This window comes from Mucilaginibacter jinjuensis, from assembly GCF_028596025.1.
Classification (GTDB): Bacteria; Bacteroidota; Bacteroidia; order Sphingobacteriales; family Sphingobacteriaceae; genus Mucilaginibacter; species Mucilaginibacter jinjuensis.
Genome location: NZ_CP117167.1, coordinates 5,628,619 through 5,643,477, shown reverse-complemented (window position 1 = coordinate 5,643,477; position 14,859 = coordinate 5,628,619). Strand labels below are relative to the sequence as shown.

13 protein-coding genes are annotated in these 14,859 nt (G+C 37.8%); 12 read left to right on the top strand and 1 reads right to left on the bottom strand.

All coding sequences use genetic code 11. The annotated features are described in order from the left end of the window. Positions 1–58: 58 nt before the first annotated feature. The 12 genes from rfbF to PQO05_RS24345 all read left to right on the top strand — a co-directional run bounded on the left by rfbF (position 59) and on the right by PQO05_RS24345 (position 13,220). Positions 59–835, top strand: coding sequence for a glucose-1-phosphate cytidylyltransferase (gene rfbF / locus PQO05_RS24400; RefSeq protein ID WP_273630073.1), 777 nt, complete (start codon positions 59–61; stop codon positions 833–835). Between the two features lie 33 nt (positions 836–868). Continuing rightward, complete coding sequence (locus PQO05_RS24395) at positions 869–2,380, top strand: lipopolysaccharide biosynthesis protein (protein WP_273630072.1); 1,512 nt, start codon at positions 869–871, stop codon at positions 2,378–2,380. Continuing rightward, the gene (locus PQO05_RS24390) at positions 2,377–3,393 is read left to right on the top strand and encodes a glycosyltransferase (protein WP_273630071.1); all 1,017 of its coding nucleotides are present in this window, start codon (positions 2,377–2,379) and stop codon (positions 3,391–3,393) included. The genes PQO05_RS24395 and PQO05_RS24390 overlap by 4 nt, the downstream gene beginning before the upstream one ends. An 11-nt stretch (positions 3,394–3,404) precedes the next feature. Further along, positions 3,405–3,965 carry an acyltransferase gene (locus tag PQO05_RS24385; protein WP_273630070.1) on the top strand — a complete coding sequence of 187 codons (561 nt, stop codon included), beginning with the start codon at positions 3,405–3,407 and terminating at the stop codon, positions 3,963–3,965. Positions 3,966–3,989: 24 nt separating this feature from the next. Continuing rightward, positions 3,990–5,096, top strand: coding sequence for a glycosyltransferase family 4 protein (locus PQO05_RS24380; RefSeq protein ID WP_273630069.1), 1,107 nt, complete (start codon positions 3,990–3,992; stop codon positions 5,094–5,096). A gap of 77 nt (positions 5,097–5,173) precedes the next feature. Then, positions 5,174–6,055 (top strand): glycosyltransferase family 2 protein, encoded by an 882-nt coding sequence (locus tag PQO05_RS24375; RefSeq protein WP_273630068.1) that lies wholly within the window; start codon positions 5,174–5,176, stop codon positions 6,053–6,055. An 84-nt stretch (positions 6,056–6,139) separates the two neighbouring features. Continuing rightward, the gene (locus PQO05_RS24370) at positions 6,140–6,991 is read left to right on the top strand and encodes an FkbM family methyltransferase (protein ID WP_273630067.1); all 852 of its coding nucleotides are present in this window, start codon (positions 6,140–6,142) and stop codon (positions 6,989–6,991) included. Beyond that, positions 6,981–7,937 carry a hypothetical protein gene (locus PQO05_RS24365; protein WP_273630066.1) on the top strand — a complete coding sequence of 319 codons (957 nt, stop codon included), beginning with the start codon at positions 6,981–6,983 and terminating at the stop codon, positions 7,935–7,937. Before PQO05_RS24370 ends, PQO05_RS24365 begins: the two co-directional genes overlap by 11 nt. An 83-nt stretch (positions 7,938–8,020) precedes the next feature. After that, entirely contained in the window at positions 8,021–9,862 is a 1,842-nt protein-coding gene (gene asnB, locus PQO05_RS24360; protein ID WP_273630065.1) for an asparagine synthase (glutamine-hydrolyzing), read from the top strand. A 16-nt stretch (positions 9,863–9,878) separates the two neighbouring features. Next, positions 9,879–11,102 carry a glycosyltransferase gene (locus PQO05_RS24355; protein WP_273630063.1) on the top strand — a complete coding sequence of 408 codons (1,224 nt, stop codon included), beginning with the start codon at positions 9,879–9,881 and terminating at the stop codon, positions 11,100–11,102. Next, positions 11,102–12,058 (top strand): glycosyltransferase family 61 protein, encoded by a 957-nt coding sequence (locus tag PQO05_RS24350; protein ID WP_273630061.1) that lies wholly within the window; start codon positions 11,102–11,104, stop codon positions 12,056–12,058. Before PQO05_RS24355 ends, PQO05_RS24350 begins: the two co-directional genes overlap by 1 nt. A gap of 70 nt (positions 12,059–12,128) precedes the next feature. Beyond that, on the top strand, positions 12,129–13,220 hold the full coding sequence (locus PQO05_RS24345; protein WP_273630060.1) for a glycosyltransferase family 4 protein: 1,092 nt from the start codon (positions 12,129–12,131) through the stop codon (positions 13,218–13,220). On the opposite strand, the gene PQO05_RS24340 is transcribed toward PQO05_RS24345, so the two are convergent. Next, positions 13,217–14,587, bottom strand: coding sequence for a hypothetical protein (locus PQO05_RS24340; protein ID WP_273630059.1), 1,371 nt, complete (start codon positions 14,585–14,587; stop codon positions 13,217–13,219). The genes PQO05_RS24345 and PQO05_RS24340 overlap by 4 nt on opposite strands. Positions 14,588–14,859 lie beyond the last annotated feature (272 nt).

The following is a 14,859-nucleotide window of genomic DNA, read 5'->3' as shown; positions in this document are numbered from 1 at the left end:
AATAAAACCTATATGTACATACTTTAAAAGGTGTTTACCAATTATAACCTTTGAATAAATGAAAGTAGTATTACTTGCCGGTGGCTTAGGTACCAGGCTGGCAGAAGAAACATCAATAAGGCCTAAACCTATGGTAGAAATAGGTGGCAAGCCCATTTTATGGCATATCATGAAAATTTACTCGCATTACGGCTTTAATGAGTTTGTGATATGCCTGGGCTATAAGGGCAATATGATTAAAGAGTATTTTATCAATTACTTTTTATACAATTCAGACATTACGGTTGAGTTACACAACAATCAACTGGATGTGCATTACTCTAATTCAGAATCATTTAAGGTAACACTTGTTGATACCGGAATAGATACGAATACTGCAGGCCGTATAAAAAAAATAAAAAAATACATCACAGAAGATACTTTTATGCTGAGCTATGGCGATGGGGTATCTAATGTAAATATTGAACAATTATTGGCTTTTCATAAAAAGCATGGCAAATTAGCTACGCTCACTACTATACAACACCCTGGCCGTTTTGGTAATGTAAGCCTTAACGATGATGGAATTGTAACTGAATTTGCCGAAAAGCCCGATGATGAAGGCTTCTGGATTAATGGAGGATATTTTGTACTTAGCAATAAGATATTTGATTACCTGGAAGGTGATGTTGAATTAGTACAATGGGAGCGCGAGCCATTGGCCAGTATTGCCAACGACGGCCAGTTAGCAGCATTTAAGCACAAAGGCTATTGGAAGGCAATGGATGCCATGCGCGATAAAATTGAACTGGAAGCAGAGTGGAGTTCGGGTAGCCCAAGGTGGAAAATATGGTAATAGTATATTGCTTAAATAATTATCACCACTAACTTGAAGTTATCAACAAACATAATTGCCAATTTAATAGGCCGTATCTGGATAGCTGGCTTGGGGATGATTATGGTTCCTTTATATATTAAATTTTTAGGGATCGAATCATACGGCTTAGTTGGTTTTTATGGAACCCTTATAGGCTCATTGTCTATACTTGATTTAGGGCTTAGTATCACATTAAACAGAGAGCTTACCAAAGCTATAGTTGAAAAAAGAGATGCGACCGATATAAGAAGCCTTGTTTTAACTGTCGAATGTATTTATTGGCTAATTGGTTTGGTGGCAGCAGCAGTTATTATTTTACTGGCACCTGTAATAGCAACTCACTGGCTCCATGCGCAAAAAATAGATACAGGAGTGGTAACACATGCTGTTATGTTGATGGGATTGGTTGTGGCTTTTCAATGGCCAATTAGTTTATATAACGGTGGTTTAACAGGCTTAGAACGCCAGGTTACAGATAATATCATAATGGTTACCATGACAACCATTAGGTCGGCAGGTGTTATACTTATCTTATGGTTTGTGTCGCCAACAATCAACGCTTTTTTTATATGGCAAGCTGTAACCAGCTTTTTGTACGTATTTAGCATGCGTGTAGGCTTGTGGTATTATTTACCTAAAAGTGCCGTAATAGCTAAATTCTCTAGGCAGTATTTAATACAAATATGGAAGTTTGCTGCCGGTGTTACAGGTATAGGTGTTGTTTCATTTTTTCTTACTCAAATTGATAAGATCGTTTTGAGTAAAATGCTCCCTTTATCAGATTTTGCATATTATACCTTAGCGTTTACCATAGCTAATTGCTTTGCCATGTTTGTGGTGCCTATAAACATAGCAGTTTTTCCGCGGCTTACTGCTTTTGTAACAGCCGGAGACAAAGCAGGTTTAACTATTGAATATCATAGAGGTTGCAGAATTGTGGCATCAATAATTTTCCCTGTTGGTTTGGTGTTAATTGTTTTTGCTAAAGAGGTTTTGTTGCTGTGGGTTAAAGATCCTGTAACTGTAGCTCATAGCAGTTTATTAGTTCAGATAGTTGTTGCTGGGGCAGTTCTTAATAGTTTAATGGTAATGCCTTTTTTTTTAATGCTGGCATACGGGCAAACTAAATTTACAATATATCAAAATACCATAGCATCAATTATATTGGTTCCATTACTTTTTTGGTGGGTACACCTGTATGGTTCGATAGGTGGTGCTTTAGTTTGGTTCTCTGTTAATGTTGGATACATACTTTTCAGTATCCCACTCATACATGCCGGCTGGATGAAAGGTGGATTAATAACCTGGTATATAAAAGATACTTTAATACCCTTGTTACCGCCGTTAATTACTGTTTCATTTCTAAAAATAATGCTATATAATTATATGCCCCATTTTAAAATGAACATTATTTCGCTGATGTTTTTAAGCTTGTTAGTACTAACATCTGCACTGATTTTTATGCCCGAATGCAGAGCGTTGATAAAAGAAGTAATGGGAAAATTTAAGAAACAATCTGTATGAGTGACTTACCTTTAGTTAGTATTGTTATACCTACTTATAACCAAAAACCCGATTTTTTACGGGCTTGTATCGCTTCTGCTGTAAATCAAACTTATAGTAATTTAGAAATTATTATTTCTGATAATTGGAGCACTAATGTAAATGTGCAGGCAGTATTAGATGAGTTTATTAATGTTAAGAACCTGTCTGTAGCAAAGCCGGCCGAGCACGTTTCTATGATACAAAACTTTTCTTTTGCAGCTGGTTGTGCAAAAGGAGAATATATTAGTTTTTTAAGTTCGGATGATACGTTAGAACCTGATTGCATATCACTTTTGGTAGAACTGGTTTTGTTAAATCCCGCGATCACTTTTGCTTTTGGGAATATTGAATTTATTGAGTCTGTTACCGAAGAACATATCTCCTATCAGCGAACTGATGCGTTCCGCGAAGGTGTTTACACTACAAAAGAATTTCTGGACTTTTTCATCCATCTAAAAAATAGTGTATGGATGAACGGTAACCTCATTAATGCCCGTGACTATAATGCTATTGGGGGTGTTGAATATGAGCCGATATTATACTCCCACGATAATGCGCTTGCGCTTAGGTTATTAGCAGCCGGCGCCACGGTTGGGTATGTTAATAAACCATTAGGCCGGGTAAGGATCTGGAGAGCTAAAGAATTAGAAGAAAAGATAGTGAAACTTAATCTTTTAACTGAGGTTAATGACATTATAGAGTGCTTTAATATTGTTTTAAATAGCCCGCTGCTATTAAAACTTACTGATGGCGGTAAGCAAAAAGTACTTGATATCAGAAACGGATTATTAGAGGAGAAAGTTGAATATGCCTGTATCAGTTATATCAAAAAGTATATAGATGAGGATACATTTCTTGAGATTAAGAAAAAAACGCTAGACAATATGCATTCCAATAAAATACAGCTATACTTTTTGGCGTGCAAGCCACCGGTAAAACAGATTTTATCCGGGATAATTAAAGCGAAAAATTACTTCAACCCACGGAGGTAACACCAAAATATATGGTTAAGATTCTTAGACTTATAGTTCGTATCTGTTTTTATATTGCCAATGCGTACAGGAAATTTTTCCTGCGGATGATGTATCCCGGCCTTAAAATAGACGGGCAAAGTATCATAGAGAAGAACTGTAAGATTGTTTGTGTTGATGGTGGTAAAATGATAATTAAAAACACCCATATCAGTATAGGTGTACACTTGTTTGCAGATGTAGGTGCTACAATAAGTATCGAAAATAGTTCTGTCGGCAGATATTCAGTTATTGCATCAAAACAAAGTATTACAATAGAGAAGGGCGTGGCTATTGCAGAAATGGTGGTAATTAGAGACCAGGACCATGCCATTGATGTTAATAACGCTGAGGCAGGTTTTAGTCAATATACTACCGGGCCGGTGCACATCGAAAAAAATGTATGGATCGCATCAAAAGCTACCATTTTAAAAGGCGTTACTATAGGAAATGATTCTATTATTGCGGCCTCGGCAGTGGTTACAAAGCCTGTACCGGCAAATGAAGTTTGGGGCGGTGTACCTGCCAGGTTTATTAAAAAGGTGCGTATTTAAATAATTATTTATTTCAAAAAGAAATTGAAGGTCGTATTCATTCTGCATAATATTAAAAAATCATTTGGCATCGAATGGCTTACGAGCGGGTTATTAGATAATGGCTTCGACCTATATTTTATACTGATAAATAAAGAACATAGTGAAATGGAGGCTTTTCTCGAAGCAAGAGGTATTCTGGTTAAACGCCTTACTTACGAAAGCAAAAAACAAGCACCTCTATTTCTCTATAAATTATACCGCGAACTTTCGCGCATTAGCCCCGATGCTGTACATACCCACCTGCGCAATGCAGATTTGTACGGCCAGGTTGCCGCATTTTTATGCAGGATTAAAAAACGTGTTTATACCAGGCATAGCTCTACATTTAATCATCTGTATCATAAAAGATCGGTACTTATAGATCGGGTTATCAATTCACTGGCAACAAATATTATTGCTATTTCGGAAGTAACCAAAAAGGTATTGATAGAAATGGAAGGTGTGAGCGAAGATAAAATTTCACTTATTCATCACGGCTTTGATATAGGTAGTTTTACAAACGTAAACCAAGGCCGGGTTAATATGATCAGAAATAGGTACGCTATCCCTGCCGGTGTTAAAATTGTAGGTGTTTTTGCAAGATATACCGAATGGAAAGGCTATCAATACATAATACCTGCCTTTGGAAGGCTCAAACAAAAATATCCTGATCTGTATTTTGTTTTTGCTAATACCACAGGCGAATATCAAGCCACTATTAAAACCTTGCTCAACGAGCACCTGCCTGCAGAAAGTTATACCGAGATAAGATTTGAAAGTGATGTGCAGGCCTTTTACCAGGTTTTGGATATTTATGTGCACACGCCTATAGATAGTATGGTTGAAGCATTTGGCCAAACGTATGTAGAGGCACTTGCCGCCGGCATCCCTTCTGTATTCACACTATCAGGTGTGGCCAATGAGTTTATCGTTAATGAAAGAAACGCTTTGGTTGTGGATTATAAAAGCAGTGAACAGATTTATCAATCTGTTGAAAAACTGTTGATGGACGGAGCATTGCGGGCCCGGTTAATTAAAAATGGTAAAGAAGATGTTAAACAATTTAACCTCGATAGTTTTATCAAAAAATCTATAGCAGTATATCAGTAAATGAAATCTGCTTATTCTATTTCATGAAATAATATACTATTTATATATTGCTTTTTATCAATACGTAACTACAAAAAATGCCCATCAAGTTTTCAATTATAATACCAACATATAACCGGGCTGCATTGCTTAAGGTAACACTGCAATCTTTATTGGCGCAGCGTTACCCGCATTTCGAAATATTGGTAATTGATGATGGGGGCAATGATAATACAAAAGCAACGGTAGAGGCCTTTGCTGATGAACGGCTAAGCTACCATTGGAAAACAAATGCAGAGCGGGGCGCTGCACGAAATTATGGCGCTGCATTGGCCAAAGGCAGTTACCTTAATTTTTTTGACAGCGATGATCTTGCTTATGATAATCACCTGGAAACAGCGGCAGATTATATAACAGCTAATCCGCAGGTAATCGCATTTCACTCCAGTTATGATTGGAAAAGCCCGGAGCAGGAAGTAATCCGGCCGTCGGGAATTTATGAGGGCGAGCTTAATAACCGTGTTTTTAAAAACAATATATTAAGCTGTAATAATGTGTTTGTACGTAAAGCAGAATTTGATGCATTAAAGTTTTCGGAAGACAGGGCACTTTCTGGTACCGAAGACTGGATGCTTTGGCTAAGCATTTGCTGCAGGTATCCGCTTATGGGTGTTAAGACAATAACATCAGCCATTATACAGCACGATACCCGTAGTATGACCACTGCAACCGGCGATAGCACGCTAAAACGCACACAGGCATTTCAAACCAATCTTAACAAAGATGCCTGCATTGTAAATAAACCGGCGGTATATCATTCGGCCATGGCCGAGATGTATTATTTATCAGCACTTTATTATGCAATAGAAGGCAAGAAACGAAAATGTATGGAGTTTGCTTTTAAAGCTTTGAAGATAAAACCAGGCGTTATCTATACAAAAAGAACCCTGGGTATTATTAAGCACTTGTTGATAAAATAAATAGTATCTTTTGTTGGGATTTGGTTACCGATTTTAAATATTAACATTTTGCAATTAAATAGCAGTTACACAAAAACTAAATAAATGGCTTCAGTTAAATCACCTATAAGGACATTGGTAAAACCTTTTTTATTTAGGCTGCTTGGAAAACGAGGTTACAAATACGCCCAGTTTTATGGCAAAAAGCGCGACATACAGCACCGTTTGGTAGAAGAGAAAGAAATGGAGCTGCTGCCGTATTTTGTAAAACCGGGTGATTGTGCAATAGATGTTGGCGCAAATTATGCATACTATACAGATCGTTTATCGGGCTTGGCCGGTAACGAGGGTAAAGTATTTGCATTTGAGCCCATACCCTTTACTTATATGGTTTGCGCCATGATTGTTAAGTCAAACAAACTGGGTAATGTTAGCCTGTTTAATTTAGGGGTATCAGATAAAAACCAAACGTTAAAATTTAGTGTGCCTAAATTGTCGTATGGCCCAATCAGCGCAGGGCAGGCGCATATCGCTACAAGAACAAATGCCGAAGAAGACAAACAGAAGTATTATAATTTTGAGCAGGAAGAAGAGGTTACATGCGATGTTGTAGCCCTAGATACCTTTAATTTAGAACTATCAGGCAAAAATGTATCTTTTATAAAAATTGATATTGAAGGGGCCGAATATTTTGCTTTAAAGGGCATGGAGCAACTAATTAAAAAACACCTGCCGGTTATTTTAATTGAAGTACAGCCTTATTTCTTAAATGGCTTTAATATCGAGGCCTCTGACCTCGAAAGTTATATCAGCCAAACACTCGGCTACAACATTTACTATTATGACGAGGAGTTAAAAAAATTAAAGCCGCTTAAAACCGAACTTTTTGACGCTAATTTCATTTTAATCCCTGTCAGCAAAATTGATTCATACCAACAAATTATATATGATAAATAATGAGTGGCTTAATGAATTGAGGCAGATCGTAAAGAACGAGCCCGACAGGTATGCGGTGCATGCTAAATGTAAGCCTCTGTTAGAAAAGATGAGCATTTCTAAAGAGTTTTTGTATGATATTATCAGGCAAAATTTAAGCACGCCGGAGTATCTGCTCCGCAAGCGTACTTACCCAACCCTGTCAATGGTTATTGAAGAGAATAATGACTTTAGTTTCGTAGTTAATATTTTCCCCTCCCTGCCAGATAAAAAGGCGGATGTTTCTTTTCAAAGCATCCACCATCATGGATCGTTATTGTTAAGTACAGTTGGTGCTTTTGGGCCGGGATATCAATCTATCCTTTTTAAGAAAGGGTACAGTATTAATAAAGAAACAGGCGATGCCAAAATGGAAATTGCCAAACAGTATCAGAATAAGATTGGAGTAGTTGAATTTGTGGACTGCTATCAACCCCATATTGTGTTTTATCCTGTGGATATTACAGCAACTTATGCGTTTTGGTGCGATGATAAAAAGAAAGCTAAAGAAGCAATTAAAAAAATAGGGCTGTTAAAAAGGATCAGGAAACCTGCTGCGAAATTAATTAACAGCCTGGGCTTATCTAAAATACTTGGCTTAAACAAAATTGAGTATTTCGATTTTTATGTTGATCAAAATAAAGTAATAGCCCTAAAAGACAGGCTTGCTTATGATGTAGTGGGTAGTAATGATAATTTTTTAAAAAATATATTTTTCTTTATCCAGCAAACAGGCTTTGCTGATAAAGATTTTCTTGCGCAACTATCCCAGGCAGAACATGTACCCGCCGGTGCCAGAATTTACATTGATAAATTGATAAAAGGTGAGCGCATAGAAGACGAGTTCTTTTCGGGCCATCTGGATATACCCAAGGTAAATTTGAAACAGCAGGATGTTTTAAAAGCTGTTGCGAACAATCAAGTATGAACCTAATATATAAAGCTTAGATGTGTGGAATAGCGGGTTTTATTGATTTCAATAATAAAAGTAGCAGAGAAACATTAGCGGCCATGACCGCTGCTATGGGCCATAGAGGGCCTGATGGCCAGGGGGTGGAAATGTATCAGAAAGATAATTTGTTGGTGGGCTTCGGTCATCGCCGGCTTTCTATTATCGATTTGAGCGCTGTTGCCGGTCAGCCCATGTCCTATAATGGTTTACATCTTGTATTTAATGGCGAAATTTATAATTACCAGGAGATCCGCGATCAGCTGACAGAACTGGGGCATGAATTTAAAACCCATTCAGATACCGAAGTTATTTTACATGCCTGGCGCCAGTGGGGCGAAAGTTGTATTGAACAATGGCGCGGAATGTTTGCCATTGTGTTATATGATGAATACACCAACGAGATTATTTGCATTAGGGACAGGGCAGGTGTAAAACCTTTGTATTATTATTTTTCGGATGGTTTGTTCTTGTTTGCCTCCGAGCTAAAGGCCATATTACAGCACCCCGATTTCAAAAAGCAGATCAACCCGGAAGCTGTGGCCTCTTATTTACAATATGGTTATGTTTCCTGGCCGCATTGTATTTACAACTATACGCATAAGCTATCGCCGGGGCATATCTTAAAAATGAACCTGGGGACCAGGGTTCTTGATATTAAACAGTACTGGAATGTTTATGATTATTATGATAAGCCTAAACTATCCATTACCCTGCCCGATGCCATAGGTGAAACAGAGCGTATCCTGCAGCAATCGTTCCAATACCGGATGGTGGCCGATGTGCCCGTAGGCGTTTTTCTGAGCGGCGGTTATGATAGTGCCTGTGTTACCGCATTGCTTCAAAAAAACAGCACCGAAAAAATTAAAACCTTCACAATTGGTGCCGCAGACAGCAAATTAGATGAGGCGCCTTTTGCCAAAGAAATAGCAGCCCATTTGGGTACCGACCATACAGAATATTACTGTACTGCCCAGGAAGCCTTGGATATTATACCAGATTTGCCATACCATTATGACGAGCCTTTTGCCGATAGTAGCGCTATACCAACAATATTGGTTAGCCGCATGGCGCGAAAAAGTGTAACAGTAGCCTTATCGGCCGATGCAGGCGATGAGATTTTTGCAGGCTATTACCGGTACGATTATATTGCCCGCTATGGCGATAAAATAAAATCTGTTCCGAAGGTTTTGCGTACGGCATTATCTGCTGTTATGGGTAATATTTCGTCAGAAAGCATCCCTGTTTTGCGTAATAAATATAATTTTCACGGCCGATACAACAAGTTTAGAAATTTGCTGGAAGATCCCTCGCCTGCCGAAATGATGCGTAACCTTACACAAACATTTACGCAATCAGAGATCAATAGCTTGTTTGCTACTCCCGTACAGGAGCAGTTTACAGCCCATCGCACTAATAAACTGGTAGAGGGTTATGATGCACTATCATACATGATGGCGGTTGATTACCAGACTTATATGGTTGATGATATTTTGCAAAAGGTTGATAGGGCTACCATGGCTGCAAGTTTAGAAGGCCGCGAACCTTTTTTAGATCAGCACATTATTGAATGGGCGGCACAGTTACCCACAGAATATAAATACTACAATCGCCAAAAGAAGTACATACTGAAGCAGATTGTACATAAATATATCCCGCAGCAAATGATGGACAGGCCCAAAATGGGGTTCGCCATCCCGATAGAACATTGGTTAAATCATGAGTTGAAAAACCTTGTTCAAACCTATCTCAGTAGCGAAAAATTAAAAGAACACGGCTTGTTTAACATCCCGGTTGTGGAGGGGATAATAAATCAATTTTATGGCGGCCGCACAGAAAAGCATTTGCAGGTATGGTATCTGCTCATGTTTCAAATGTGGTACGAGAAATGGATCGGCAATTAATTACTAACCTGTACTTGTGAGCAGCAATAAACAAATACTCTATATTTCTTATGATGGGATGACTGACCCGCTGGGCCAGAGCCAGGTTATTTCGTATATGCGGGGTTTAAGCAAGCAGGGGTATTTATTTACGATTATAAGTTTTGAAAAGCCTGATAAGTTTAGGCAAAAAGGCGATGAAATACGCGCTTTGCTTACCCGGCATAATATTACCTGGCACCCTTTAATATATACCAAAAAACCGCCGGTGGTATCAACCTTGTATGATTTTTGGCGGATGAATAAGTTGGCTTTTAAATTACAAAAGGCCAATAATTACGCTATTGTGCATTGCCGCAGTTACTTATCGGCATTAGTGGGGCTTAATCTTAAGAACAGGTACGGGCAAGCTATTAAATTTATTTTTGATATGCGCGGCTTTTGGATTGAGGAACGTGTTGATGGGAAAATGTGGAACCTTAACAACGCATTATACAAACGGGTTTACCAGTTTTTTAAAGCCAAAGAGCAGCAATTTTGGAAGCATGCCGACCGGATTGTAATACTCACCAACGCCGGCAAGCAACACATGGTTGATCAGGAAAATATCCCCGCCGAAAAAATTGGCGTTATACCAACTTGTGTCGATTTTGATATTTTTAAATTAACCACACCAACCGAACAGCTTCAATTGAAAAAACAGTTAGGTATTGCAGAGCAAGCAAAAATATTTATATATGCAGGGGCTGTAGGTGGGAGCTATAGTATTGATGTGGTGTTTAAGGCTTTCGCTTTATACCGGCATTACTTTAAGCAGGCACATTTGTTGTTGCTTACCAAAGATGCCGTTGCGATAAATACAAGCCCGCTATTGCAGCAATACCAAATTAATGCTAATGAATTATCGGTTGTAGAAGCGCCTTTTACCTCGGTATACCAATATTTAAATATAGGCCACTTAGGGTTTGTGTTTTATAACCAAGGCTGGTCTAACATTGCACGCAGCCCTACTAAAATGGGCGAATACCTGGCCTGCGGTTTACCGGTATTGGTTTATGGCAGCATTGGCGATATTGACGACCTGCAAAACAAGCTTAACATAGCCATTGTAAATGAACTTACAGAGAAAGAATGTTTTACAGCTTTTGATAAAATTAATGTAGATAAAGATGTGCAAAGCATTAGGGCTGCTGCATTTGATTATTGCAGTTTAGAAAGCGGTGTGGCATTTTATTCGGGTATTTATCAGGAAATTCAATAATGAATACTGAGCAGCTATCGGCACATTTAAAAGAACTTGGAATTGTTTGCGAGAACAACGACAGGGCTGCTCACAAACTTAAAATTACCCCGCATAGCAATTTTTACCTTACTTCAACAGGTGTAGGGTTTAAAAACCTAAAGCTCATCCCCGACTTGTTATTTGGCAACTTTAACAAGCTTTACTTCCGTTTGTATGCAGCGAAAAATAAGCTCCGTTCACCTAAAATAAAGCTGAAGGATAGTGATTATTTAGTTATACATAATTTCTGGTCGGGCGGGTACCATCATTGGGTATGTGAAGCTTTGTTAAAATTGGTGGTTTCTGATCTGGATTACAGCCAATACACGCTGCTGCTACCAGAAGATTATCCATCGTTTGCCTGGCAGTCACTCAAGAAATTTCAGTTTAAAGACATTGTACTTTTAAAAAAAAATCACACTTATAAAATAGCCGGTGCGCTGGTTATCAGTAACCCGGTTTCGGGATATTACGATAGAGGGCAGATCAGGAAGATGAAGGAGCTGTATGCGCAGCCTGTTGAGGTGCCTTTCCGTAAAATATATATCAGCAGGCGAAAAGAGAAATTACGGGTTATTGAAAATGAAGAACAATTATACCCGGTTTTGCTCGCAAACGGGTTCGAAATTGTAGAAACCCAATTGTTAAGTTTTACAGAGCAGGTTGCATTATTTGCAGAGGCGGCTATAGTTATTTCAATTCACGGGGCGGCTCTTACTAACATGGTTTTTATGCAGCCAGGCACAAAAGTGATTGAATTGTATCGCGAGTTATCTGTTAACGACCAGATGAACCTTTGTTATTGCAGGTTAGCCGAAGCAGCCATGCTCAATTATAATTGTTATTTTTTTAAATTAGGAAGGAAAGATAATGATATTGACCGCTCTAATATTGTGGTTGATGAAAGGGAGTTTAAAGCAATCCTCGAAGTTTAATGTGTGCGGCCCTGTTTTATAAAAAAAGCTATTATACCATTGTATTAGTAAGTGAGGGTAGATACCAAAAATGAGTTCAAAAATACTTTTCATTGTTCCGTATCCATACGGCTGTGCGCCAAGCCAACGATTAAAATTCGAGCAATATTATAGTGCTTTTGAAAATAGTGGCTATGAAATAGTTCACGCACCTTTTATGGATAAACCCATGTGGGACGTAGTTTATAAAAAAGGGTACACGTTATCTAAAATACTTTTTACCTTAAAGCGATATGTAAAAAGGATTGGTTTGCTATTTACAATCCACCGGTATGATATAGTTTATGTGCATCTGTGGTGTACACCTTTTGGTTTGCCCCTTTACGAATGGTTGGTAAAAAAGCTTTCTGCCAGGTTAATCTATGATATTGATGATCTTGTTTTTCTAAAGAACATCAATCACGAGAATAAATTTCTGGCGCTTTTGAAAGGTAAAAACAAGCCGGTTTATTTGATGAAACATGCAAACCATGTAATAACCTGTACACCATATCTGGATGCTATTGCCCAAAAGTATAATATCAATACTACTGATATATCTTCAACAATTAACACAGATACCTATGTGCCGGTTAATAATTATAGCAATGATCACCAATTGGTTATTGGCTGGAGTGGGAGCCACACCACTTCGCAATATCTGTATTTGTTAAAAGATGTTTTACTTGAGTTACAAAAAGAGATACCATTTAAGTTATTGGTAATGGGCGATGCAAACTTTAACATACCCGGCCTAAATATTGAAGCGCTTGCCTGGAAAGAAGAATATGAAATTGCTACGCTGCAAAAAATGGATGTCGGCGTTTATCCCCTCCCGCTTAATGAGCAATGGGTTTTAGGAAAAAGCGGTTTAAAGGCATTGCAATATATGGCATTGGGTATACCTACTATAGCAACAGATGTGGGCTGTAATAACAGGGTTATTGAAAATGGGGTAAGCGGTTTTTTAATACTTAACGATAGTGAATGGCTTAATACCCTTAAATTACTATGCCTTGATGCCAATCTGCGTAAAACGATTGGAAAGGAGGCCCGGCTGAAGGTAGAAAGGCAGTTTTCGATAAAACATACAGCACCCGTATATCTTGATGTTTTAAACAAAACCGCTTTATCTGTGGATTAAGTTAGGGGATGGTTTAATGCAGGTTCTTCAAGCGTTTCAAGTGTTTTGGCCTCGGGCTTGTCTTTAAAAATAAGGATCATTAAAAAAAGCATATAAAAAGGTGTACAAGGTATTTTGTACCTGGATAATGAACCGAAATTATAAGTGGATACCCCTACAATAAATGCGAACAATAGTGTAAAGGTTAAACACATGATAAGGTTAGGATCTGTATAGATATTTTTCAGCGTTTTAAAAGGATTTCGTGTAAAAAGCAAATATAATGTTAGTAATAATACACCTGTTGATTCGCTGGAATTGAAAAGCTGAATCAAGCTTTTTGATTCCCATGGATATGGCCTGAATAAAGTTACATTAACCGCCGGGATAAACATTTTAAGAATCCCATTTATTGATGGATCAAAATCGCCAAGATTGTAGGCAGAGCCATCCTGGGCAAGAGAAACGCGGAGTAAATAATCTTTTTGATGTTGAATGGTCTCTATTACGTCTTCGGGCGTAATTGTTATGCTGGAGATTATCTTTTTGGCAGCAAAAACAGCACCGATGCTCATGATACCTAACAAAATATAAAACTTCACCCTCCCGCCAAATCTGGCAGATGTCTTCTTTTTGTATACTAAAATTATTTTCAAAATCATTGCAGGCAATAACATAGCAATGATGTAAGCTTTGATGAAAACTAATAGAAGAATCGAGATGATTAAAAGAACTATCAATATAAATCTGAAATTCTTTTTTTCGAAAAGTATATAGGCGCTATAACATAAACAGCCTATAGCGAACATACAAAGGCTATCTTTATACAAGCCGGAACCCCACACTGTTGGCCCGGGCATAAATAATATGGCAATAGCTATCTTTTTTATGAGGTGCGTGTACTGCTGTGCAAAACATATAAATAACAGCCATATACCATTGAATGAAATAACAGCGACCAGTACATTAATTATTAAGTATTGAGTAAAACAAAATAAGCCTAAAAAGGCACCAACGCGTGCCACTGTATAAGAGGCGACATCGTTATACCAATACATCTGCGACAATGCCATGCTATCTGTTAAATTTTGGTCATCGGCCTGGTGGGTCATTAGTCTTAGCCAGGTATCGGGTGCGCTAAGAAAAGTTGAATTGATAACCCTGGAATGAACGAAAAAAGTATATGAGTCGCCACCTCCGTAGTAGTACCAATAGAACATTGAAATAAATATGGCACCGAAAATTTTTGCAGTTAACCCTGGGATAAAATAAGGGCGATAGGCGTGCCCTTCCGGATAAAATTTATCACGATAATAATAGGCAACCCTATAAATAAGCCACAAATAAAAAGGTAATAAAATGTAATCAAGTGCAGTAATGCCCTCCATGTTATCTGATAAAGTTAGTGCCTATCTATAAATGGTAAAATAACAAATATAATCTGTATCAAATTCCATAAAAACTAAAAAACAAATTTTGAATAGTAACGGCAGGTATGTTTTATAGTTATATACAGAAGCAAGCATATCCTTGCCATAATTTTAGAAATTAAGGCCAGTTAATATGAATAAAATGAATGTTTATTTTAATTGTGAAAATTGAAAATATATTGTTCAATTTGGTTAAACCTAAATTATTTACAATAGCCGGTTACAACCCT